This is a genomic window from Staphylococcus piscifermentans (genome assembly GCF_900186985.1).
Classification (GTDB): Bacteria; Bacillota; Bacilli; order Staphylococcales; family Staphylococcaceae; genus Staphylococcus; species Staphylococcus piscifermentans.
The window spans coordinates 2258760-2281727 of sequence record NZ_LT906447.1 but is presented as its reverse complement, the minus strand read 5'-3'; the positions used below and the strand labels follow the sequence as shown (position 1 = coordinate 2281727).

General features: G+C 36.0%; 23 protein-coding genes and 1 riboswitch. Of the genes, 19 read left to right on the top strand and 4 right to left on the bottom strand.

The annotated features are described in order from the left end of the window. Positions 1 to 223: 223 nt before the first annotated feature. The 3 genes from CKV71_RS10670 to CKV71_RS10660 all read left to right on the top strand — a co-directional run bounded on the left by CKV71_RS10670 (position 224) and on the right by CKV71_RS10660 (position 2575). Positions 224 to 1156 (top strand): CobW family GTP-binding protein, encoded by a 933-nt coding sequence (locus tag CKV71_RS10670; RefSeq protein ID WP_095106619.1) that lies wholly within the window; start codon positions 224 to 226, stop codon positions 1154 to 1156. A 189-nt stretch (positions 1157 to 1345) separates the two neighbouring features. After that, entirely contained in the window at positions 1346 to 2254 is a 909-nt protein-coding gene (locus CKV71_RS10665) for an aldo/keto reductase (RefSeq protein WP_095106617.1), read from the top strand. 30 nt (positions 2255 to 2284) lie between these two features. Beyond that, positions 2285 to 2575, top strand: a complete 291-nt coding sequence (locus CKV71_RS10660) for a hypothetical protein (protein ID WP_095106615.1) — start codon at positions 2285 to 2287, stop codon at positions 2573 to 2575. 159 nt (positions 2576 to 2734) lie between these two features. Here the strand turns inward: CKV71_RS10660 and CKV71_RS10655 are convergent, their stop codons facing one another. Continuing rightward, a complete protein-coding gene (locus tag CKV71_RS10655; protein WP_095106613.1) occupies positions 2735 to 3259 on the bottom strand; it encodes an LPXTG cell wall anchor domain-containing protein in 525 nt (174 codons plus the stop codon). 366 nt (positions 3260 to 3625) lie between these two features. Here CKV71_RS10655 and mdh point away from each other — a divergent pair, with 366 nt between their 5' ends. Together mdh and CKV71_RS10645 are read left to right on the top strand one after the other, a co-directional pair. Further along, positions 3626 to 4564, top strand: a complete 939-nt coding sequence (gene mdh, locus CKV71_RS10650) for a malate dehydrogenase (protein ID WP_095106611.1) — start codon at positions 3626 to 3628, stop codon at positions 4562 to 4564. Positions 4565 to 4800: 236 nt separating this feature from the next. After that, the gene (locus CKV71_RS10645; RefSeq protein WP_095106609.1) at positions 4801 to 6339 is read left to right on the top strand and encodes an SLC13 family permease; all 1539 of its coding nucleotides are present in this window, start codon (positions 4801 to 4803) and stop codon (positions 6337 to 6339) included. An 87-nt stretch (positions 6340 to 6426) separates the two neighbouring features. Here CKV71_RS10645 and CKV71_RS10640 read toward each other — a convergent pair whose 3' ends face one another. Further along, positions 6427 to 6702 carry a hypothetical protein gene (locus CKV71_RS10640; RefSeq protein ID WP_095106607.1) on the bottom strand — a complete coding sequence of 92 codons (276 nt, stop codon included), beginning with the start codon at positions 6700 to 6702 and terminating at the stop codon, positions 6427 to 6429. Then, positions 6699 to 7316, bottom strand: coding sequence for a DUF1361 domain-containing protein (locus CKV71_RS10635; RefSeq protein ID WP_095106605.1), 618 nt, complete (start codon positions 7314 to 7316; stop codon positions 6699 to 6701). Before CKV71_RS10635 ends, CKV71_RS10640 begins: the two co-directional genes overlap by 4 nt. A 296-nt stretch (positions 7317 to 7612) precedes the next feature. Between CKV71_RS10635 and norA the strand changes: the two genes are divergently transcribed. Continuing rightward, positions 7613 to 8782 carry a multidrug efflux MFS transporter NorA gene (gene norA, locus CKV71_RS10630; RefSeq protein WP_095106603.1) on the top strand — a complete coding sequence of 390 codons (1170 nt, stop codon included), beginning with the start codon at positions 7613 to 7615 and terminating at the stop codon, positions 8780 to 8782. A gap of 119 nt (positions 8783 to 8901) precedes the next feature. Here norA and CKV71_RS10625 read toward each other — a convergent pair whose 3' ends face one another. Continuing rightward, a complete protein-coding gene (locus tag CKV71_RS10625) occupies positions 8902 to 10176 on the bottom strand; it encodes a YhgE/Pip domain-containing protein (RefSeq protein WP_095106601.1) in 1275 nt (424 codons plus the stop codon). A 204-nt stretch (positions 10177 to 10380) separates the two neighbouring features. Here CKV71_RS10625 and CKV71_RS10620 point away from each other — a divergent pair, with 204 nt between their 5' ends. The 13 genes from CKV71_RS10620 to CKV71_RS10560 all read left to right on the top strand — a co-directional run bounded on the left by CKV71_RS10620 (position 10381) and on the right by CKV71_RS10560 (position 22907). After that, positions 10381 to 10992 (top strand): TetR/AcrR family transcriptional regulator, encoded by a 612-nt coding sequence (locus CKV71_RS10620; protein ID WP_095106599.1) that lies wholly within the window; start codon positions 10381 to 10383, stop codon positions 10990 to 10992. A gap of 155 nt (positions 10993 to 11147) precedes the next feature. Continuing rightward, positions 11148 to 11251: riboswitch (SAM riboswitch) on the top strand. Positions 11252 to 11352: 101 nt separating this feature from the next. Next, positions 11353 to 12171 carry a MetQ/NlpA family ABC transporter substrate-binding protein gene (locus CKV71_RS10615; protein ID WP_095106597.1) on the top strand — a complete coding sequence of 273 codons (819 nt, stop codon included), beginning with the start codon at positions 11353 to 11355 and terminating at the stop codon, positions 12169 to 12171. 21 nt (positions 12172 to 12192) lie between these two features. After that, positions 12193 to 13140 carry a lactate/malate family dehydrogenase gene (locus CKV71_RS10610; protein ID WP_095106595.1) on the top strand — a complete coding sequence of 316 codons (948 nt, stop codon included), beginning with the start codon at positions 12193 to 12195 and terminating at the stop codon, positions 13138 to 13140. 296 nt (positions 13141 to 13436) lie between these two features. Then, positions 13437 to 13796 carry a hypothetical protein gene (locus CKV71_RS10605; RefSeq protein WP_126557831.1) on the top strand — a complete coding sequence of 120 codons (360 nt, stop codon included), beginning with the start codon at positions 13437 to 13439 and terminating at the stop codon, positions 13794 to 13796. Between the two features lie 119 nt (positions 13797 to 13915). After that, the gene (gene ybaK / locus CKV71_RS10600) at positions 13916 to 14404 is read left to right on the top strand and encodes a Cys-tRNA(Pro) deacylase (protein ID WP_095106591.1); all 489 of its coding nucleotides are present in this window, start codon (positions 13916 to 13918) and stop codon (positions 14402 to 14404) included. A 158-nt stretch (positions 14405 to 14562) separates the two neighbouring features. Continuing rightward, positions 14563 to 15327: a DeoR/GlpR family DNA-binding transcription regulator gene (locus tag CKV71_RS10595; RefSeq protein WP_095106589.1), complete on the top strand. Its 765-nt coding sequence runs from the start codon at positions 14563 to 14565 to the stop codon at positions 15325 to 15327. Continuing rightward, on the top strand, positions 15324 to 16244 hold the full coding sequence (gene pfkB / locus CKV71_RS10590) for a 1-phosphofructokinase (protein ID WP_095106587.1): 921 nt from the start codon (positions 15324 to 15326) through the stop codon (positions 16242 to 16244). The genes CKV71_RS10595 and pfkB overlap by 4 nt, the downstream gene beginning before the upstream one ends. Positions 16245 to 16250: 6 nt before the next feature. Further along, positions 16251 to 18209, top strand: coding sequence for a PTS fructose transporter subunit IIABC (locus CKV71_RS10585; protein WP_095106585.1), 1959 nt, complete (start codon positions 16251 to 16253; stop codon positions 18207 to 18209). 428 nt (positions 18210 to 18637) lie between these two features. Then, positions 18638 to 20047, top strand: a complete 1410-nt coding sequence (locus tag CKV71_RS10580) for a hemolysin family protein (RefSeq protein ID WP_095106583.1) — start codon at positions 18638 to 18640, stop codon at positions 20045 to 20047. A gap of 178 nt (positions 20048 to 20225) precedes the next feature. Then, on the top strand, positions 20226 to 20657 hold the full coding sequence (locus tag CKV71_RS10575; RefSeq protein WP_095106581.1) for a DM13 domain-containing protein: 432 nt from the start codon (positions 20226 to 20228) through the stop codon (positions 20655 to 20657). Positions 20658 to 20735: 78 nt separating this feature from the next. Then, positions 20736 to 21215, top strand: a complete 480-nt coding sequence (locus CKV71_RS10570; RefSeq protein WP_095106579.1) for a DoxX family membrane protein — start codon at positions 20736 to 20738, stop codon at positions 21213 to 21215. Next, positions 21187 to 21873 carry a response regulator transcription factor gene (locus tag CKV71_RS10565; protein WP_095106577.1) on the top strand — a complete coding sequence of 229 codons (687 nt, stop codon included), beginning with the start codon at positions 21187 to 21189 and terminating at the stop codon, positions 21871 to 21873. Before CKV71_RS10570 ends, CKV71_RS10565 begins: the two co-directional genes overlap by 29 nt. Then, entirely contained in the window at positions 21870 to 22907 is a 1038-nt protein-coding gene (locus CKV71_RS10560) for a HAMP domain-containing sensor histidine kinase (protein WP_186824436.1), read from the top strand. Before CKV71_RS10565 ends, CKV71_RS10560 begins: the two co-directional genes overlap by 4 nt. Positions 22908 to 22968 lie beyond the last annotated feature (61 nt).

Below are 22968 nucleotides of genomic sequence, written 5' to 3'. Positions count from 1 at the left end.
TATTTTTTCTCTGTTCGGCATTTGTACCGTCTATGTTGCATAATTGTGCAAGGACAAAGATAATAGCATATTTCGCGCTATTTTGTCTATTGCTTACAAGCCATGTTAAAATTAAAGCATGTATAAATTTTAAAAGATACCTTGCATTAAATCAAGTTGTAACGTAATATAATACAACCATTATTCATTGTATCTTTAAGAAATTTCGAAATGAGTGTTAAAAATGAAAATAAATAATAATAAATTAACTATTAGTATTGTAACAGGTTTTCTAGGTAGTGGTAAAACGACTTTCCTTAAACATTATACTGAGCAATTATTAAAAAGAGATGAGAAAATTACGGTCATTATGAACGAATTTGGTAATTTTGACATCGACAGTCAAATTTTAGCGCCTGTTATAGAAACCGTTTCATTACAGAACGGGTGCGTATGCTGTGATTTAGCACAAGATTTAGTCGCTCAGCTTAAGGCGATAATACATCAAAATCAATCACAACACGTCATAATTGAAGCCACAGGAATCGCTCATCCGCTTCAACTCATCGAAGCTTGTTACGACCCTCTTTTAGCACAACAAGTTAATCCGCCGCTGGTTATCGGCCTCGTAGACGCTCCGCGATTCCTGCAACGTGACACTTATTCTGCTGCAACACAACAATTGATGGAAGAACAAATTGAAGTTAGTCATGACATTATTGTGAACAAAGTAGATTTAATCGATGAAAAAGCGCAAGATGAAATCGTCTCACAATTACAGACACTGAATCCGAAGGGTACAATTATCAAGACGACCTATGGACAAGTAGCTTCAGATGAGTTAGAACAACTTCAATCACCAGAACGAGCTGATTCACCTGCACATTCACATCTGCACCATCACGGTATCAGTGCGCTAGCTTATACCTTCACGTCGCCGATTGACCGTCAAATGTTTTACCAATTTATCTTACGCTTACCAGAAAATATTTATCGCTTAAAAGGGTATGTACGTTTCAGAGATACACCTGACGTTACTTATTTGTTCCAATTTGCGTATGGTATGCCGGATTTCGAGCCGGTTCAATATCATCCAGAAAATACGGTAGTATTAATAGGCGAGCAACTGGATAAAGAACGTTTGCGTAACCAATTAGATGCCTTGCAGTTCACTTGAAAATTGACGTACCTCTAAAAGAAAAATTATAATAGATACAACATTTTGCATCATGCGTTACGAAAGTAAAACTACATTTTATTGTAATTGTAGTTCTTTTAGTCTTACTATAATAGCGTAAAAATTATATTTCACAAGTATTATCATTATATTTAAGAAAGATTTAAGAATTAGAAAGGGGATAGCACTATGGAGCGTGTCCAAATCAATCGAAGTGTAGACTATTCACGTATTATTCAAGGATTTTGGAGAACAAAAGATTGGCAGAAATCTACACAAGAATTAAATCGCTTTATTCATGAATTGGTAAATTTGGGAGTTACAACAATGGATCATGCAGATATTTATGGAGATTACTCCTGTGAAGCCTTATTTGGTGAAGCTTTAGCTTTATCACCCGAATTGCGCGATAAGATTCAGTTAGTTTCTAAATGCGGTATTATCTTGCCCACTGATCGTTTAGAATTATTTGACGGCCATCGTTATGATTTAAGTCGTTCTCACATTATCGCATCTGTAGACCGTTCTTTAAAAAACTTGGGAACAGATTATTTAGATACGTTGCTGCTGCATCGTCCTTCTCCTTTAATGAACCCTGATGAAGTAAGATCTGCCTTGGATATTTTAGTAGAACAAGGTAAAATCAAATCATTCGGAGTATCTAACTTCTCTAATACGCAATATGATTTATTAAATTCAGATATTAAATCACATAAATTGCATATTGCAGTCAATCAGCTTCAAGTCTCGCCTTATCATGCGGAGCCGATGTTTGATGGGACGATTGACCATATGTATCAAGACCATGTCAAAATTATGGGTTGGAGTCCTTTAGCAGGAGGCAAATTATTAAACCTTGATGATGAAAAGGCAAAACGTGTAATGTCTATTATCAGTCCTATTGCCTATAAAAATAATGTTGCTCCAACTTCAGTCATTACAGCTTGGCTGATGAAACATCCGGCAACCATTATGCCGATTATGGGAACTGGCCAAATTGAACATATGCAAGATGCAGTTAAAGGTTTAGATATTGAACTAAGCGACCAAGAATGGTTTGATATTTATGTTGCTGTACGTGGGGAAGACATTCCATAAAATTTAATTGAGTTTGAAGGAGAAAAAATAATGAATCCAGATGAAAAAGCGCGCCAACGCATCAAATTTGAACGTAACTTTGTCGTGCTGCCTTATATTATCTTTGCGATTATCGTCTTTATCTTTACGACAATCGTGTCACAGCCGACTGTCGTATTGACGCTTTTCGGTATTTTCTTAATTTACAATGCAGTGTTATTATTCGTGGCCTTTATTAAACATTATCACCGCACCATGATATTATTATTGATTTTAACCGTTTTTGTCGGTTTGATTTTCGGAATATCAGCCACTGCACATTTCTCTGCACGTTATAACTAAACAGTAGGAACACAAAGAGGATTTACACCTGAGCCGCATTGCTTGGGTGTAATTTTTATAGCAAATTTGAAGTTTTATGTAATAAAAAACTCTTAATAAGTCTTTTTAACTTATTAAGAGTGAGAATCTGTCTATTTAATTAAAATTCGAAAGTAAATTTTATTTTTGTTTATTTTTTGAAACAGGTTTGATAGATAAAAAAGCTCCAAGTGTAAGTAATATTGAGCCGAATAATGTAATTAAAGTCGAATTAGATTCTGTTCCGGATTCTGGTAAAGTTTGATTATGTTTTTCTAAATTGCCTTGATTATTTTGTTCGTTATTTTCTTGAGTTTGTTTCTGAGTATTTGCAGAACTATTAGATGCTTTTTGGATTAAATTACCTTTGTAATCATAAATATCACCAGTATCCTTTTTAACATATAAGAATGATGGAGCTTGATGAGGCTCCTCACCAAAAGCTACTTTATATGAATTATCTACTGGATTAGTCCCATCTTTGTCTATCGTGTATTGCGTTTCGCTTTTCGGTTGGTAGTTATCGTTATTTTCTACTAAGTTTTTAACACTGTTTGAAGCTTGTCCCTCATCAATAGTTGCAGCATTTGCAGTGTTGCTTTGTACCCCTGTAAATAACAATGTACTCGCTAAAGCAGTTGTCCCTAAAAGGCCTAATTTTTTCATGAAAAATTCCTCCTATTAAGTAATTGCCTACATCTTATCAAAATATAAGGATTATTCAACCTTATTGTAAAAAATAGTTTCAATTATCTGTGTTTTAGTTTTTAAATAATTTTATAAGAATTATTCGTTTGTATTCATATATGATAATTAAATTGAGATGCAGAAAGAATACTCTTTCATTTTATGTTCTTACAAATAGATACAGCTCAAAAAACCTTCTTTAAATTTAAATATTTAAAAATAATTTTTAAGTCCTAAGTCTCTCCAAAGCTTTCTTTTTCCAAAATTTTAAAATTAGTGGAAGCGTTTTCTTTAATTTGCTATGCTTGAATTAAAGAGAAGACATGAGACTAAGGGGGAAGATGAATGACGAAGAATAAAATTGCGATTATTGGTGCAGGACACACGGGTTCGACGTTAGCGTTTATTATTGCAGAACGTGCTTTAGCAGATGTGGTATTGCTCGAAATTCCGGATAATGAAAAGCCGGCGCGTGGAAAGGCATTGGATATTAAAGAGAGTGGTCCGATCTTAGGATTCAATGGAAGTGTAGTGGGAACTTCAAATTATGAGGATATCCAAGGTGCGGACATTGTAGTGATTACGGCAGGTGCAGCACGTAAACCTGGGATGAGCCGTGATGACTTGATTCAAATCAATGAAAATGTAATGGCGCAAGTGACAGAAGGGATTAAGAAATATGCACCGGAAAGTAAAATTATCGTGCTGACTAACCCGGTGGATGCTATGACTTACGCGGTGTACAAGTTGTCAGGCTTCCCGAAAGAACGCGTCTTAGGACAATCAGGCATCTTAGATACTGCGCGCTATCGTACCTTTGTATCAGAAGCTTTGGATGTAGCGCAAACAGACGTGACAGGATTAGTTCTCGGCGGTCACGGAGACACAATGGTGCCGATACTCAGTACCACATTAGTCGGCGGTGTTCCGCTTAAAGCATTGCTGCCACAAGACAAAATTGACGCCATCGTAGAACGTACACGTAAAGGCGGAGCAGAAATTGTCGGCTTGCTAGGCAACGGTTCCGCTTACTATGCACCCGCAGCTGCGATATATGAAATGGCCGCTGCTATCTTGCGCGATGAGAAACGTCTCGTACCCGCAATCACATACTTGGATGGTGAATACGGATTCAAAGATATCTGTCTAGGCGTACCTACTATCCTGGGCGCAAACGGCGTTGAGAAAGTCGTCGAACTCGACTTAACTGAAGATGAACAACATCAATTACAACACTCAGCTGAAGCAGTTGAAGAAGTGAAATCTGCTTTGAAAAAGAAATAATTGGAAAGAGCAATACCTGGGCGGGCCGATGACGAAGGCCCGCTTTTTGTGTGCTATTCTGGGCATTAAAGAGCAGAGTGGTTACCTAAGAATATAATTTCGACAAAATTGTGAAAATTTTAACAAATTCCTCAAAAAATACATAAATGAAAACGCATTATTGCTATAATAAAGTTGAAAAAAATAAATTGTCAGATAACTGCACGATGCAGTTTGCTTTAAGGGAGGAAATTGTTATGGCAAGTAAGGAAGCTACGTCTCAAAAAGAGAAGAAAAATAAGAAAGTGAAACCGCTATGGATTATTATCAGCTTTGTCGTGTTAATCGCAATTATGCTGATTCCGACGGGCGGCAGTATTCCAGTGATGGCTAAAGTATCGCTGGCAATTCTCGCTTTTGCAGTCATTATGTGGGTGACTGAAGCGGTCTCTTATCCAGTATCATCAACTATGATTGTATCGTTGATGATACTCTTGCTCGGGTTCAGTCCAGTACAGAACTTAGCGGAGAAATTAGGCAATCCGAAAGCGAATGGAGCTGTCTTACATGGCAGTGACCTATTCGGTACTACGAATGCATTGAAATTAGCATTCAGCGGATTTGCAACACCAGCAGTTGCCTTGGTTGCAGCAGCGTTATTCTTAGCAGCTGCCATGCAAGTCACTAATTTGCACAAACGTCTTGCATTATTGGTTTTATCTATTGTGGGAAATAAAACCAATCGTATTGTTATCGGAGCAATTTTAGTCTCCATTGTATTAGCCTTCTTTGTACCTTCTGCTACAGCACGTGCCGGGGCAGTAGTACCAATATTATTAGGAATGATTGCAGCATTTAAAGCATCGAAGGAAAGTAAATTGGCCGGATTATTAATCATCACAGCGGTACAAGCTGTTTCCATCTGGAACGTCGGTATCAAAACTGCCGCAGCTCAAAATATCGTAGCCATCAACTTCATCAACCAAAGTTTCGGGCACGATATTTCATGGGGGCAATGGTTCTTATACGCTGCACCATGGTCAGTACTGATGTCAATTGCCCTTTACTTCATTATGATGAAAGTAATGCCGCCAGAACACAAAGAAATAGAGGGTGGAAAGGAATTAATCCGTGCCGAACTTGATAAACTCGGGCCGATCACAGCACGAGAATGGCGTCTCATCGCTATTTCAGTACTCTTGCTTATCTTCTGGTCAACGGAAAAAGTATTACATCCGATCGACTCATCATCTATTACACTTGTAGCCATGGCCGTTATGCTGACACCGAAAATCGGCGTAATGACATGGAAAGAAGTAGAAAATAAAATACCATGGGGCACTATTATCGTCTTCGGAATCGGTATTTCACTCGGCAACGTCTTGCTTAATACTGGAGGCGCACAATGGCTGAGCGATAAAACATTCGGCTTAATGGGCTTGCAACATATGCCCCTTATCGCAACCATCGCACTCATCACACTCTTCAATATCCTGATTCACTTAGGATTCGCAAGTGCAACCAGCCTATCATCAGCCTTAATACCCGTCTTTATCTCCTTGACAGCAACATTGCATCTAGGCGATCAAAGCATCGGCTTCGTATTGATTCAACAATTTGTCATCAGTTTCGGCTTCCTGCTACCTGTAAGCGCACCGCAGAATATGCTTGCATACGGTACAGGCACATTTACAGTAAAGGATTTCTTGAAAGCCGGCGTACCGCTGACAATTGTTGCCTATATCCTTATCATTATCTTCAGCATGACTTACTGGAAATGGCTTGGATTGATTTAAAAAAGAAACCTTTGAAGAGTACCTCAACTCTTTAATAAAATAAAAGCGCGCGAACAGGATTTTTCACCTGGACGCGCGCTTCCTTATTTAAAAGACAAAGAAACAAATATATACAGCGACAAATTCAAAGAACGTCAACAAGTACATATACTTCAAACGTAATTTTGCACCGAGCGCGACTTCCCAATTTGGATAGTATTGCTCATAATAAACAATTTGCAATAAGAACACACCAATACCTAATGGCAAGCACATGAGTGCAATACTGATTGGAAATGAGAAACCGAGCTCACGGATAAGGTGGCCGATAGCCATTTGCAGCAAGATTACAACTGCGAGAAAGATTCCGAGATAGACTGTCATTTTACCATTCGCACTCCTTTAACTAAAATCAAGAATAGGACTTGCAAGATTGCCATTAAGATGATGAAGAAGACGCCTCTGGCATCCAGCAAAGTCATGACATCACGCAAAATCGCCAAGGGCTGGTTGATTAAATAAACAGTATGTAAGCGTAAGAATCTGCCCATAAATATACCTAAGCTGTTGGTGATGATTAAGAAAGTGACAATTAAGTAATTGAATACAGGTGTGTCTGTCAAATGTAATAGTTTCATGTTGATCAATGCATATAAATAAAGAGCAAAGAGTACTCCTGAAACTAAGAACGTAAAATACATCCATTCTGTGGGACGCGCACCATGATAAATATCAAAACCAAATTGATTTAAGTGAATTAAATCAGTCACCATATAGAAAGTATTAGGAAGAATCAAGATAAATATAAGTGCGAAGATAATAAATAATGGCCACTCGAACTTTCGCTTCGGTATAAAGAGTTTAAGTAATAATACCAATTCAAATGGAATATATGCTAAAAAGAGATTGAGTGCCATAAAATTATAAAAGTGATTTAAAGGCAATGTTAATAACATTAATAGCACAAATAATATCCTAGCAACATAACGTGATTGCATGATTAATGCCTTCTTTCTTCTTTCGTATTAAGGAAATTATCTATATTTAAACTTTTAAAGTTTGAAGTAAGTCAGACTTAGATGACTATATTACACTTTTTCACACGTGATATCAATTTATTAGGGCAGAGTAGTTTGCTTTCTTTCCTCAATTTATGAAGGATAACGATATTTAATTTAGGGAATAATAAAAAGCAATATTGCTGTAATATGTATCTATTGAGCGTTAGGCAGTGAATGGGGTATAATAGATAGTCAACGAAAAAAGATGCAAATAAGCAATAAAGGAGGACATCATGAGTAAGCAATTAATCACATTATATTTTAATATATTTCTTGTTTTCTTAGGTATCGGATTAGTTGTACCAGTATTACCTGTATATTTGAAAGATCTTGGTTTAAATGGAAGTGATTTAGGAATTCTTGTTGCGGCCTTTGCATTGGCTCAGATGGTTATTTCACCATTCGGCGGCAACTTAGCAGATAAATTAGGGAAGAAATTAATTATTTGTATCGGCTTAGTTCTTTTTTCTGTTTCAGAATTTATCTTTGCTATGAGCAGTAATTATACCTTATTGATTATTTCCAGAATAATCGGCGGTTTCAGTGCAGGTATGGTAATGCCGGGGGTAACCGGAATGATAGCAGACATCTCTCCTGCTAAAGATAAAGCGAAGAACTTCGGTTATATGTCAGCTATAATCAACTCTGGTTTTATTTTAGGACCAGGGCTAGGCGGATTTATGGCAGAATTCTCCCATCGTCTGCCGTTCTATTTTGCCGGATCGCTAGGCATTGCAGCATTTATTTGTTCCTTATTCTTTATTCAAGGAGCAAAACGCGAAACGACAGATGGTTTCCATACTGTAATTGAGCCGCAAGAGTTGGCTAAAATTAATATTAAAGTGTTTATTACACCGATAATTATTACCTTCGTCTTGGCTTTCGGACTGGCCGCATTCGAAACGTTATTCTCTTTATATACTGCAGACAAGGTCCATTATTCGCCTAAAGATATTTCCATTGCCATTACAGGCGGTGGTATAGCCGGAGCGGTTTTCCAAATCTTCCTATTTGATAAATTTATGAAATACTTTGAAGAATTGACTTTCATTCAAATTGCTTTATTTTATTCAGCAGTAGTCTTATTCTGCTTGATTATTGCACATGGTTACTGGACTATCATGCTTATCAGTTTTATCGTCTTTATAGGTTTCGATATGATTCGTCCAGCAATCACCAATTATTTTTCAAATATTGCGGGCGACCGACAAGGGCTCGCAGGCGGCCTGAACTCTACCTTTACCAGTATGGGCAACTTTATCGGTCCTTTAGTAGCAGGTGGATTATTTGATGTGAATATTGAATATCCTTTATACATGTCGATTATAGTCATGCTATTAGGTATTGTAATTATCTTCTTAGAAAAATTACTGCGAAAAAGAAAACAAACGAAAGCAAGTTAAATGTAGAGACGATTATATGGAAGAGTATATAAATAATTAAAAGATATCATTTAAGCCGATGAAAATTCTGTGGATTTTCATCGGCTTAAAATTGATATTGAACAGAAATTTTAAAGCTGTTAGTTGCCTAGTGAGTACTTTTTGTATTTCTTAGTATAAAGACGTGTGATAAGAGATATTATTCCGAATGTCATAAATATAATAAACATCCATACTGTTCCATTCATTACTAAACTTGTATTATCATATAATAATCCTTTTAATGTCTTAATATAGTAATAGAAAGGGTTCCAGGGAAGAACAAGATGCTGATAAAATTCTGGTACCATTGCATTAGGCAACATCACAGATTGTATCGTAAAGAATAATAAGAGTATAAATACAGGGACTATTGCTATACCTGTCCATACCATAAATCCAAATATCAGAGCAGAAAAACCTAAAATAGCAATTGCAATATAAGTTGCTGTAATTACAGGTTGATTAAAATCAAAATTTAAAACACCGCTCATATAATAAATGTAGATGAATGAACCGACAAAAGCGGCGGTAGTAATGGATAAAATGAGTTTGCATACAAACCACAATTTGTCTTTACTTGGAGCTAATTTCTCTCTATTTTTAAATGTAAAGAAAGATAAAATAGCTATAATAAGAGACGTTAGCCAAATAGGTGAAAACATAACAGCAGCTGCATTGCCATTAGCTTGGTTGTCTTTAATTTTATTCAAAGTAGTAGTATCCACTTTTACAGGATTGACGAAGTGATCAAATTGCTTGCTTGGGAGATCGATATTATTTTTAGCTAATAACTCAACATTTTGTTTGCTGATTTGATTGTTTAATTGGTCTGTAATTTTAGTTAAAGCTTGTTGGGCGATATTCGATACTTGTGCATTGCTCCCTTGGTTAATGATAATTCCTATTTGTGCTTCTTTCGGTTCTGGTACTTTTTGTGCGCTTTTACCTACTTTTGATTGCATGATTTTAATTTGTTCAGGTGATAACTCGCCTGAATTAACCTTTTCTTTTATTTCTTTTTGTTTTTCTAACATAATCTTATTTTGTGCATTGCTTAGAGCATTTTTTGAAAAATCTTTATCAAACACAATAGCTCCTACATATTTATTATCTTCTAATCCTTTATTGAGTTCTTTTGTATTATCTACTTGCTTCCAATCTATAGTTTCATTTTTACTTTCTTTTAGTTTATCAATAAAACTTTCTCCTATATTCATAGATTTACCTTGAACTTCAAAACCACTGTCTTTATTTAATACTGCGATAGGAACATTTTTAGGTTTCGGATTATAAGCAGGATAAAAGGCTGTTGCTAAGATTATAAGGATAAGTGTTGCTGCAATAGGGATAAGCCATAGTAATTTTTTCTTCATAAAATTTCCTCCTAATTTTAAGCAACACGATGTTGCTTATCATTCTATGTGTTATTATAAACTCGTAAAAACTATACTCAATAATCAATTAGGACGAATGTGAATGTTAAGCAACAAATTAGAGAAATATGTAAGAAAAGTAATTTTCTGATGTTGCTACAATCATAAAGATGTTAATTAGAAACGAAAAAAGGAGACGAACAAATGGATCGCAGAGTCAGACGTACCACAAAATCAATCAGCAGTGCATTTATTCAATTGCTTAAAACTTATTCGATAGAGGAAATAACTATTCAACAGATAGCTGACGAAGCAGATATCAATAGAGCGACATTTTATAAGTATTATACAGATAAGTACCATTTATTAACTGCATTAGAAGACAATGAAATTCAAAACATCAAAAAACATATAAATTATAATGCGCTATCTACATTTAGAGAAAGAAATGAAAAAAGTTTGAATGACTTATTTAATGGTGTCCCTCAAAATATAGTTGAAATTATACTTAAGAATATTGAGTTATATGAAGTTTTATTTAATATGAAAAGAAGGAGTGCTATCGAAGATAAATTGTCTGACACTATAGCACAAAATTTAACTACTATATTGAACAATGAAAAAAACATCAATACTATTCCCTATAGATATTTTCATTGTTTTATAGCAGGTGCTATTATTTCTACTATTAAATTTTGGGTGCTTGATCCTGACAGAATATCTAAAGAAGCGCTTATTAATAGTTTATATTTATTAATGTACAAAGGACCTTTAGGACAGTTATTAGATGAAGTGTCTTCTGGAAACTTAAAGTAAAAATTCAATATTGAGACAGTATATCTATGCTCACAACAGTTGACATAAAAGTTGTGAATAGATATTCTGGCAACCATTATTTATCAGAAAATTTTAAAATCTCGTTGACCGCATTTTAAGTTAGTGGTAATCTTAATACAATTCAATCAATCAAACTCTTATCCAGAGCGGCGGAGGGAAGTGCCCGACGAAGCCCGGCAACCATCATTATATGAAAAGGTGCTAATTCACATTAAGCGTAAGCTTATAAAGATGAGAGAAAGTGTTTAAGGCTTTCTCTTTTACAGAGGAAGTCTTTTTCTGTGTGAAGGAAGAGTAGATTTTATTGAAGAACTCATACATAGGAAGGTGTCAATGAACATGAAGAAAATCATAAGTTTGTTTGCATTGTTAGCAGTCATCTTTATACTTGCGGCGTGCGGTCAAAGCAAAAGTGCTGAAAACAAGAAAATAACCGTAGCAGCATCTCCAGCACCGCATGGAGAAGTATTAGAACACGCGAAAGAAGAAATGAAGAAAAAAGGTTACGACTTAGAAATTAAAGTAGTGAATGATTATAAAGTACCGAATAAATTGTTGGATAAAGGAGATATAGATGCGAACTTATTCCAACATGTCCCTTATTTAAACGCGGAGAAAAAGTCCCACGGTTATAAGATTGAAGAAGTCGGTAAAGTATTTACAACGCCGATGGGTGTCTATAGTAAGAAGTATAAAAATATTAAAGACATCCCAGACGGCTCAACGATTTATGTTTCTAATAACCCGGCTGAAGAAGGACGTTTCTTATCTTTCTTTGTTAATGAAGGGTTAGTGAAACTTAAGAAAGGTGTCAAAATAGAAGATGCCAAATTTGACGATATTGTAGAAAACAAAAAACATTTGAAATTCAACAATCAACAAGGTGCAGAATTTTTACCTAAAACGTATAAAAGCGGAGAAGGGGCAGCTGTAATTATGAACTCTAACTATGCAATGGATAACGGTTTAAAACCTTCTAAAGATGCGATTGTCATGGAAGATAAATCATCTCCATTTGCTAATATCCTTGCGGTAAAAGAAGGGCATAAGAACGATAAGAAATTTCAAGAACTCATCAAAGTCTTGCAATCTAAAGATATGAAAAACTTTATTGAGAAGAAATATGGTAAAGACGTTGTACCATATGAAGCAAAATAACTGACAACAGGTGATAATCATATGACAAAGTTAGGAATTATCGGAACAGGACGTGTAGGTAGCCAAGTATTGACGGATGCACAGTATCTAGGTGTTTTTTCAGAAATTGTTTTAATAGATACCAATAAAGATTTAGCACATGGGGAAGCATTAGACCATCATCACTTACAGGGACTGAATCACACGCATCATATCAAGACATATGAGGGTAGTTATCAAGATTTGGCGGATGCAGAAATAGTGATTGTTTCTGCAAGCGCACCTGCTACTCCAGATATGGCAGATCGTACCCTATTGACACGGGCGAATAGTTCAATTATTCATTCAGTATTTGAACAGCTGAATCAAGTAACGCAAGAAGCTGTTGTTATAGTGATTTCAAATCCTGTAGATGCGATGACTTACTTAGGACAGACATCAGGTTATCCTGCTGAAAAGGTTATCGGTACAGGAACAATCTTAGAATCTTCAAGATTCAGAACTTTAATTGCAGATCATTACAAAGTGGATCCGAAAAATGTAGAAGCATTTCTATTAGGTGAACATGGCTCGCATGGCGTACCGATTTGGAGCAGGGTAAGAATCCATGGTATTGAGTTAGAGGAGTTTGAAAGCTTAACAGGCAACACACCAATAGATAAGAATGCAATCTCCAAACGTATTGACGAAGTATCATTCGAAGTCTTCCAGAAAAAAGGATGGACGAATTCAGCTATTTCGAGAGCGGCTGTACAACTCGCACATGCTATTTTGCTCAATGAACAAAGCATTGAACCAGTCAGTGCAGCGGTGCATGGGGAATATGAATTTGAAGAAGGAGCGCTCAGCTTACTGTCCTTAATCTCTAGAGAGGGAATTGTAAAACGCTTACCAATTCAATTGGAAGAAGCGGAACTTCAACAATTAACAGCTGCGCATCATTTCATTCAACAAGCTATCGAACAAGCACTGAAAGAGTTGAAATTATGACGTTCGAATTAAATGTATTGAATTTGTAACATAATTGAATTAAAAGCAGGTAAAGACGTGCAGCTGAAACGAAATGAAAAAAGTGTTTCCTGCACGTTTTTTATATGGATGAAATCATGATGTTTATTGAATTGAAAACTCTTACATTAAATAGAATTGTCACCTTTAAAAAATATCGTTTGTGTTACATTTATTACGTATATTACATTTGGTTTAAATAGCATGCTACATAAAGATTTAGCTTTGTTTGTGTGTTAATATTGTAAACACGATAACAGAACGACGAGGGAAGTAGAATGAGAACAGTATTATTATGGATTTATGCTGGCATTCTGACTTGCTGTCTGGTTTTTCTACTTGTCTTAGTATCGAACGAAACAGAGCTTGCTAAATTCCAAAATGGAGTTTCAACTTTTATGCAAGGTAAGCAAGTTTCTTCAAATGAAACGAAAGAAAGTGGACCGCCTCCATCTTATAGCGCGGTTGCTGGAAATGACATTAGTCATCAGGCACAATCAGAAAGTAAGCAACATGTAGACACAAATAAAGCAGAGAAAGCATTTGTAATTTCGATTACATCTATTAACTTGAAAACGAGCAAACATTTATTTGAAGATTTCACTTCACAAGGTGCATCTGACACAAAGGTTCGCTGATTGCGAGCACTAAGATATGGTCAGTCACCTTGTTTTTTTTTGTCTAAAATATTAAATAAGCAAGACGAGTTTCTTTTAAAAGCCTAAAAATGCTATATTTGAGGCATGAGGTGAATGACATGAAACAGAAGAAAACAAATGCGATGCGTATTTTAGAAAATGAGGGCATTCAGTATGAAGTACGCACCTTTAAAATGGGAAAAACGCATATAGAAGGACAAGAAGTGGCTAAATTAATCGATGCTTCACCGGAACAAGTTTTCAAAACGTTAGTGTTTATCAATAATGATGGTGATCCGTATGTATTTGTGATTCCAGTTGAAGGAAATTTAAATATGAAACATGCGGCTCAAGCGGTTAAAGAGAAAAAACTGCATTTGCTTCCGCTTCAAGACCTTACTAAAGTAACAGGTTATATCCGTGGCGGTTGCTCGCCCGTAGGTATGAAACATCTTTATCCTACTGTCATTGATCAGTCTGCTGAGCAACAGGAAACAATCTTTGTCAGTGGCGGACAGCGCGGCGTTCAAATGGAAGTGGATGTACAAGATTTAGCAAAAGTAACTAATGCGACATTAGCTGATGTCGCCAATCATCATATGGATTAAGGAAGCGGAACAGAACGATGAAATAACTTAAATTATGTTATTTCGGCATTCTGTTCTCTTTTTTTACTTTTAAATGATTGTTTTTGAATGAAAATGAAAGATTTTGGTTGATTTATGTAAGCGGAAACATTATAATGAAATAGAAATGAGGTGACGATATGATTACGGAAAAAAGATTTGAGGTCATTATCAATTTATTAAAGGAGAAAGAATTTCTGACTTTGCAAGAATTGATTGAGATGACAGGCTGCAGTGCTTCCACTATTCGCCGCGATTTATCTAAGTTGCAGCATCAAGGTAAACTGCAACGTGTACATGGCGGTGCTACTTTAAAGACAACTTCACTCAGTGAACCTAAATTGTCTGAGAAGAAAGGACGCAATACACAAGAAAAAAGAGAAATTGCGAAAGCAGCTGCTCTGAAAGTGGAAGATAATGACTGTATCTATATTGATGCCGGTTCATCAACTTATGAAATGATCAACTATATCACCGCTCAAAATATCGTCGCCGTAACTAACGGACTGACTCATGTAGAAGCATTATTACAAAAAGGGTTTAAAACTATCGTCATCGGTGGAGAAGTTAAGCCGAATACTTTGGCGGCAGTTGGTCCGAAAGCTATAGAAACAATAAAAAGATATCATTTCGACAAAGTTTTTATTGGTATGAATGGTGTGGATTTAGAGAAAGGGCTGTCTACGCCTGATGAACAAGAAGCTTATGTGAAAGAAACGGCCATGCAATCGGGAGGACAAATCTTTATTTTACTCGATTCATCCAAATTCGCGCATACTTACTTCGCAAACGTTCATTTGCCAAAACAAAAACAAGCTTTGATTGTAACTTCCAACAAAGCATTGCAACGCCAAGATATCAAAGCCTATCATAAACAATTCGTATTAGAAGGAGGACAATCATGATATATACGGTAACATTCAATCCGTCTATTGATTATGTAATGAAAGTTGCTGATTTTGCCACAGGAGGGCTTAATCGCGCAAATGCAACTTACAAATTTGCTGGAGGCAAAGGTATTAATGTTTCTCGAGTATTGAAAACTTTAAATACGGATTCCACAGCTTTAGGTTTTATCGGAGGTTTTCCGGGTGCATTTATTAAAAATGCTTTGGAAAGTGCGCAAATTCCGACAGGCTTCATTGAAGTAGAAGAAGATACAAGAATCAATGTGAAATTAAAGTCAGGACAAGAAACAGAAATTAACGCTAATGGGCCCGCTATCTCAGAAGAAGCTTTCCAATCTTTACTTTCTCAAATTAAACAAACTTCAGCAGAAGACACAGTTGTGGTAGCAGGCAGCGTGCCTAAGAGTATCCCGGATGATGCTTATGTGCAAATTGCACAAATCACGAAAGAAACAGGCGCGAAGTTAGTAGTAGATGCAGAGAAACATTTGGTAGAAGCGGTATTACCTTACCATCCTTTCTTTATAAAACCGAATAAAGATGAGTTGGAAGTAATGTTCAATACACAAATTAAATCAGATGCAGATGTAGTGCGTTTCGGTACAGAGATATTGGCGAAGGGTGCACATGCAGTCATTGTATCTCTCGGCGGTGATGGAGCGATTTATATTGATGATAAACATCAAATCAAAGCTGAAGTTCCGACAGGTGAAGTAATCAATACTGTCGGCTCTGGTGACAGCACAGTGGCTGGTATGATTGCAGGTCTAGAAAATGGAATGAACGTACCAGAAGCATTTCGCAATGCAGTTGCCTCAGGTACCGCAACCGCATTCAGTGATGATTTAGCTGGAAAGGCAGACATCGAAGCAGTAAGGGAAAAAATAGTTTTGACGGACTTGGAAAAGGAGTGACAATGCATGAGAATAACTGAATTGTTAACACGCGATACAATCGCAATGGATGTTGATGCAACGACTAAAGAGGGCGTTATTGATACACTAGTTGATCAATTAGACCAAGCAGGCATTTTAAGTGACAAAGCAGCTTTCAAAGAAGCTATTTTTGCAAGAGAAGGACAAAGTACAACAGGTATCGGAGAAGGAATTGCAATTCCGCATGCGAAAGTAGCGGCGGTTAAAAAACCAGCCATCGCTTTCGGAAAGTCTAAAGAAGGGGTAGATTATCAAAGTTTAGATGGTCAACCTGCACATTTGTTCTTTATGATTGCAGCTCCTGAAGGCGGTGCTCAAACACACTTAGATGCACTCGCAAAATTATCAGGTATTTTAATGGATGATAAGGTCAGAGAAGCATTATTGCATGCTGAAACACCTGAGGAAGTATTAGCAATTATTGATAAAGCAGATGATGAAGCACCAGATGAAGAGGAAGAAGCAAGTGTAGATCCAGCTGCTGAAGGTGATAAATCAGAATCAGATGAACCTTATGTTCTTGGTGTAACTGCTTGTCCTACAGGTATTGCCCATACGTACATGGCTAAAGATGCATTGCTTAAACAAGCCAAAAAAATGGGCGTTAAAATGAAAGTCGAAACGAATGGTTCAAGCGGTATTAAAAACCGTTTGACTTCAGAAGATATTGAAAAAGCAAACGGTATTATTGTGGCTGCAGATGTGCATGTTGAAACAGACCGCTTTGACGGCAAAAATGTAGTTCAAGTTCCTGTAGCAGATGGGATTAAACGTCCTGAAGAATTAATCGACTTAGCGTTAGCAACAGACCGTGAACCGTTTAGAGCAAAAGAAGGACATGGCAAAGGTGCACAAGGTCAAAATGGCGGTAAAACTGAGAAACAAAGTGTCGGTAAAACAATTTATAAACACTTGATGAATGGTGTTTCTAATATGTTGCCATTGGTTATTGCCGGCGGTATCTTAATGGCAATTGCCTTTATGTTCGGTACTAACTCATTTGATCCGAAATCTTCAGATTACAATGCTTTCGCTGAACAATTATGGAATATAGGTAAAAACAGTGCCTTCGCGTTAATTATTCCAATCCTTGCTGCATTCATTGCTCGTAGTATTGCAGATAAACCAGGTATGGCAGCAGGTTTAGTTGGTGGTATGTTAGCAATCAGCGGTGACTCAGGATTCATCGGCGGTATTATTGCCGGTTTCTTAGCAGGTTATTTAACTGAAGGTATTAAAGCGATGACTCGCCGTATGCCTCAATCATTAGAAGGTTTAAAACCTACATTAATTTATCCAGTATTATCTGTAACAATCACTGGTTTACTCATGATTTATGTATTCAACCCGCCAGCATCTTGGATTAACCATTTATTATTAAACGGTTTAAACAGTTTATCAGGTGCTAATATCATGTTATTAGGACTTGTTATCGGGGCAATGATGGCTATTGATATGGGTGGACCTTTCAACAAAGCCGCTTATGTATTCGCAACAGCAGCTTTAACAGAAGGTAATGCAGCTCCAATTACTGCAGCAATGGTCGGTGGTATGGTGCCGCCAATCGCAATCGCTTTAGCGATGCTTATCTTCAAACGTAAATTTACTAAAGCACAACGTGGTTCTATCGTTCCTAACTTTGTAATGGGTGCTTCATTTATCACAGAAGGCGCAATCCCATTTGCAGCAGCTGACCCATTAAGAGTTATTCCATCAATGATGGTTGGTTCAGGTGTAGCTGGAGCAATCGCACTTGCATTAGGCTCTTCTATCCACGCGCCGCATGGTGGTATCTTCGTCATCTTCGGTACAGACTGGAGCCATTCTTTACAAACATTATTAGCCATTGCTATCGGTTCTGTTATCGGTGCTGTCATCTACGGTTTATTGAAACGTAAACCAACAGCAGATGAAATTGCAGCGGCAGAATCTATGGATGAATAATTAAATTTGAAATTCAATTCGATTTAGCGCATTATAGATAAAGTGAGCCTGTTAATTCGGGCTCACTTTAAAATGTTATTTACTGTGGTAGGTAAATAAATATATTGGATAAAGCAGCTGATTAAGGATAATAAACTAAAGCGTTTTATTGTCCGGTTAATCAGCTGTTTTTTTCGAAAAAGTACTTTAAAATTGTGATGAAATGGTGTGATGGAATTCCGAGTGATTCAATCCAAAAAATTTACTATTTCACTTGCTATTATGGTATGATATTCTTGTTAGATTTTACGCTAGTTGGGAGGTGTCGCTGTGATCATGGGAAGGATGTAGCTTTAATTCGTGTAACATTAAGCATTACGAAATTTACATCAATGCCGTACACAGCGGCATATAATTTTGGAGGTGAATCCCTAGCAATAGGGAACTAATTGGATAGTACGACCATAATAAATTTAGTTATATTTATATTTTTAATCGCTTTAACTACAGTCTTTGTAGGATCTGAATTTGCTTTAGTAAAAGTAAGAGCAACAAAAATTGAAGAAATGATATCAGAGGGTAACGGTAGTGCCAAAGTGGTCAAGAAAATGATTACTAATCTTGATTATTATTTATCAGCCTGTCAACTTGGTATCACAGTTACATCTTTAGGATTAGGTTGGTTAGGAGAACCTGTCTTTTCTAAATTATTACATCCTGTCTTTGAATTATTACCTTTACCAGGTGCCCTAAATACAACCATTTCAATTGTGATCTCATTCTTAGTTGTAACCTATTTGCATGTAGTATTAGGTGAGTTAGCACCTAAAACCTTTGCGATTCAACACACTGAGAAGATTGCCTTGCTATATGCACGTCCGCTTTATTATTTCGGCTTAGTCATGAAACCATTAATTTGGTTAATGAATGGCTCAGCGCGTATGATTATTCGCATCTTTGGAATTGATCCCGACGAAAACAACGATGCAATGTCTGAAGAAGAAATCAAAATGATTATCAACAACAGTTATAATAGCGGTGAAATCAATCAGACAGAATTAGCTTATATGCAAAATATCTTTTCATTTGATGAGAGACAAGCTAAAGATGTCATGGTACCAAGAACGCAAATGGTCACTTTAAACGAACCTTTTACAGTGGATGAACTTTTAGAAACGATTAAAGAATATCAATTTACACGTTATCCGATTACTGAAGATGGAGATAAAGACCATATCAAAGGTTTCATCAATGTGAAGGAATTCTTAACTGAGTATGCTTCAGGCAAACCGCTTAAAATTGCTAATTACATTCATGAACTTCCATTAATTTCAGAAACTACGCGTATTAGCGATGCTTTGATCAGAATGCAGCGTGAACGTGTGCATATCAGTTTGATTATTGATGAATACGGCGGTACAGCAGGTATTTTAACCATGGAAGATATTTTAGAAGAAATTGTCGGTGAAATTCGAGATGAATTCGATGAAAATGAAGTAAATGATGTGGTTAAACTCGGAGAAAATACTTACCAAATTAACGGTCGCGTATTACTCGAAGATTTAACAGATGATTTCGGCATCGAATTTGAAGACTCAGAAGACATCGATACTATCGGCGGTTGGTTGCAAGCACACAACACAAACTTGCAACAAAATGATTACGTAGATACATTCTATGATAGATGGATTATTTCAGAAGTTGAAAATCATCAAATCATTACTGTTATTTTAAAATATGAATATAACGAAGAGCGTAAAGAAGAAATCGAAGAAGATGATGACGAAGATAAACATCATAGAGATAAACGTCATAAAGATAAAAAAGAGAAGAAAGAACGTAAAGATAAAGCAGATTAATGCTTATTGGGAGCGGAGCTGAGACATTTTAATGTCTTGGCTTTTCTTTTTTATCGACACAATTTCGACACGATGAAAAGTTATGTTTCAATTAATAAACAGTTAATGGTATGACGTTCAGGTTCAACATATAATTAACTCAACATATTTCAAATAAATAGAGAAATGAGGAGTTAAGATGAAACCAGCATATTGGATAGCAGCAGCTTCTTTAACTACAGCAATTATTTTAGGCGGATGTGGAAACCAAGAGAAAGAAGAAAACCATAAGGATAATAAAACAGAGCATCATGATCATCAACACAGTGATAAGGAACATAAAATACTGACAGGTAAATTTAAATCTGGCGAAGAACATGTAGAAGGTAACGTAAAGATTGAACATGGCAAAATTATGCTGACAGATTTCAAATCAGCTAAAGGACCTGATTTATATGTGTATTTGACTAAAGACGGTAATATCAAAGAAGGTAAACAATTGGAAATGGTAGACTATAATAAGCCAGAACAAACCTTCGATATTCAAGGTGCAGATTTAGATAAATATAATGAAGTGACTATTTATTGCAAGAAAGCGCACGTGATTTTCGGTGCAGCAAAAGTAAAATAATAAAACACACAATGAAGTTGGGAGACAATCAACCCAACTTCATTTTTAAATCAAACTACATCTTAAAGGAGAATAAACATGAAAAATTATAAACACATTGTACAGTATATTATTATTTTCATTATTCGTGCAGGTTCAGGCGGTTATATATTTGCACAAGGCTGGGAAAAATTAACAGGTGGATTTACTATCAATGGTTTAGTGCCTGTGGTCATTCAGAATGAAGATTCACCTGTATGGTTTAAATTATTTTTTGAACACATCGTCGCTCATACTACAGGAATTTTCAATATTGTAGTGCCTTTAGGGGAAATAGCCATCGGTCTAGGATTATTGTTCGGAATAATGTCACAAATTGCGAGTTTCTTTGGCGCGTTTGTTATGCTAAATTATATTCTATCGGATATGATTTTTACTTATCCGGTACAACTTGCATTTTTTATTATCCTTCTTATGAATCCCGCTGTTCTTAATAAGATATCCTTAAAATCTATGATCCTATATATTAAAGAAAAAGGTGAATACAAACATGAATCACATCCTGCTCGTAGACGATGAAAAAGACATTGTAGATATCTGCCAAACCTACTTTGAATATGAAGGTTATACTGTTACAACTGCTTCGAATGGTGAAGAAGCACTTCAACATTTAAATGATTCAATTGATTTAATTGTTTTAGATATTATGATGCCTGAACTCAACGGTTACGATGTTGTTAAAGAAATGAAACAGAGGCAACTCGACATCCCATTTATTTACTTATCCGCTAAGACTCAAGAACAAGATACTATTTATGCACTGACTTTAGGTGCAGATGATTATATGACCAAGCCATTCAGCCCTCGAGAGTTAGTACTTCGCGCAAACAATCTGCTAAATCGTGTACGAAAATGTATGAATTTGCAGTCTAGCCTTAGATTTGGCGCACTTGAATTGAACGATACTCAGAAACGCGCACTCATTTATGATGAACCCGTCAACTTACGTATTAAAGAATTTGAATTGTTGTGGTATTTAGGAAAACATGAAAATGAAGTCATTTCAAAATCAGAATTGATTCAAGAAGTATGGCAATATGATTACTACGAAGATGTGAACACAGTCAACGTGCATATCCATCGTTTACGTGAAAAATTCGAGCAATTCAACTATCATGATTATACAATTAAGACAGTTTGGGGACTGGGATATACTTTCGAAAGGAAACAAAGTTGATGTTTTCAATCAGAACTCAAGTTATTATTGGAGTACTTTCAAGTATTTTATTGGCATCCACAATTTTAGGTATGGCCTATAAGTTAATGTTATTTAACGGTCATACCACGGCCCTACTGACCATTAGTGCGATAATCTCAAGTTGTTTAGCACTGTTGATCTGCAGTTTATTTTTAACCCCGCTTGTACAACGAATTAAAGTATTTAATCTTAAAACTAAAGAGTTTGCAAATGGCAATTACCAAATGGAACCGATTAATTTCAATTCTCCCCGTGAAATCAAAGAACTCAGTCATTCTTTTAATAAGATGGCAAAAGAAATCACAGAACAGATGAGACAAATTAAATCTGAGCAGCAAGAAAAATATGAACTGATTCAAAATCTTGCACATGATTTAAAAACCCCGCTCGCTTGCATCATTTCTTACTCGGAAGGTTTAAGAGACGGAGTGATTGAGAATGAGAATGATCGTGAAGCGGCTTACGAAAGTTTGATTAAACAGTCTAAAAGGCTCTCAAATATGTTTGATGAATTGACGAATGTTGCAGCATTGGAATTACCTAATAAAGAAGCGGTAGAAATGATACAAATTGATCAACTGCTTATTACAATTTTAAGCGGCTACGAACAACGAATGAAACTAGATTTACGTAATTTAGAAGTGAATTTTTGTAATCAATTTGAACCCTTTAAACAGTATCCTCGTCCTTTAGAACGTATTCTGACCAATCTAATAGATAATGCTTTGAAATTTTCTTCATCAGGCAGTCCAATTAATTTGTCGCTGGCTGAAAATGATCAAAATATTGATATCATAATTCAAGATAAAGGAATAGGCATTCAGCCTGAACATCTATCTCGTATCTTTGAGCGTACTTTCAGAGTTGAACATTCAAGGAATAATGAAACTGGAGGTTCTGGTTTAGGTCTGTATATTGCTAACGAATTAGCAACGCAAATCGGTGGAACAATTAAAGCAGAAAGCATCCCAGGTAAAGGCACCAAAATGATTGTTTCGATTCCGAGATTATAAAAAATAGAGGAGGCTGGGACAATACTTTGTCCGAGCCTCTCTATCTGATCAGAAAATGTAC

Excerpts from the sequence above, each read along its gene's own strand:
- CKV71_RS10670 (WP_095106619.1), top strand. The coding sequence starts at position 224 with ATGAAAATAAATAATAATAAATTAACTATTAGTATTGTAACAGGTTTT.
- CKV71_RS10665 (WP_095106617.1), top strand. The coding sequence starts at position 1,346 with ATGGAGCGTGTCCAAATCAATCGAAGTGTAGACTATTCACGTATTATT.
- CKV71_RS10660 (WP_095106615.1), top strand. The coding sequence starts at position 2,285 with ATGAATCCAGATGAAAAAGCGCGCCAACGCATCAAATTTGAACGTAAC.
- CKV71_RS10655 (WP_095106613.1), bottom strand. The coding sequence starts at position 3,259 with ATGAAAAAATTAGGCCTTTTAGGGACAACTGCTTTAGCGAGTACATTG.
- mdh (WP_095106611.1), top strand. The coding sequence starts at position 3,626 with ATGACGAAGAATAAAATTGCGATTATTGGTGCAGGACACACGGGTTCG.
- CKV71_RS10645 (WP_095106609.1), top strand. The coding sequence starts at position 4,801 with ATGGCAAGTAAGGAAGCTACGTCTCAAAAAGAGAAGAAAAATAAGAAA.
- CKV71_RS10640 (WP_095106607.1), bottom strand. The coding sequence starts at position 6,702 with ATGACAGTCTATCTCGGAATCTTTCTCGCAGTTGTAATCTTGCTGCAA.
- CKV71_RS10635 (WP_095106605.1), bottom strand. The coding sequence starts at position 7,316 with ATGCAATCACGTTATGTTGCTAGGATATTATTTGTGCTATTAATGTTA.
- norA (WP_095106603.1), top strand. The coding sequence starts at position 7,613 with ATGAGTAAGCAATTAATCACATTATATTTTAATATATTTCTTGTTTTC.
- CKV71_RS10625 (WP_095106601.1), bottom strand. The coding sequence starts at position 10,176 with ATGAAGAAAAAATTACTATGGCTTATCCCTATTGCAGCAACACTTATC.
- CKV71_RS10620 (WP_095106599.1), top strand. The coding sequence starts at position 10,381 with ATGGATCGCAGAGTCAGACGTACCACAAAATCAATCAGCAGTGCATTT.
- CKV71_RS10615 (WP_095106597.1), top strand. The coding sequence starts at position 11,353 with ATGAAGAAAATCATAAGTTTGTTTGCATTGTTAGCAGTCATCTTTATA.
- CKV71_RS10610 (WP_095106595.1), top strand. The coding sequence starts at position 12,193 with ATGACAAAGTTAGGAATTATCGGAACAGGACGTGTAGGTAGCCAAGTA.
- CKV71_RS10605 (WP_126557831.1), top strand. The coding sequence starts at position 13,437 with ATGAGAACAGTATTATTATGGATTTATGCTGGCATTCTGACTTGCTGT.
- ybaK (WP_095106591.1), top strand. The coding sequence starts at position 13,916 with ATGAAACAGAAGAAAACAAATGCGATGCGTATTTTAGAAAATGAGGGC.
- CKV71_RS10595 (WP_095106589.1), top strand. The coding sequence starts at position 14,563 with ATGATTACGGAAAAAAGATTTGAGGTCATTATCAATTTATTAAAGGAG.
- pfkB (WP_095106587.1), top strand. The coding sequence starts at position 15,324 with ATGATATATACGGTAACATTCAATCCGTCTATTGATTATGTAATGAAA.
- CKV71_RS10585 (WP_095106585.1), top strand. The coding sequence starts at position 16,251 with ATGAGAATAACTGAATTGTTAACACGCGATACAATCGCAATGGATGTT.
- CKV71_RS10575 (WP_095106581.1), top strand. The coding sequence starts at position 20,226 with ATGAAACCAGCATATTGGATAGCAGCAGCTTCTTTAACTACAGCAATT.
- CKV71_RS10570 (WP_095106579.1), top strand. The coding sequence starts at position 20,736 with ATGAAAAATTATAAACACATTGTACAGTATATTATTATTTTCATTATT.
- CKV71_RS10565 (WP_095106577.1), top strand. The coding sequence starts at position 21,187 with ATGAATCACATCCTGCTCGTAGACGATGAAAAAGACATTGTAGATATC.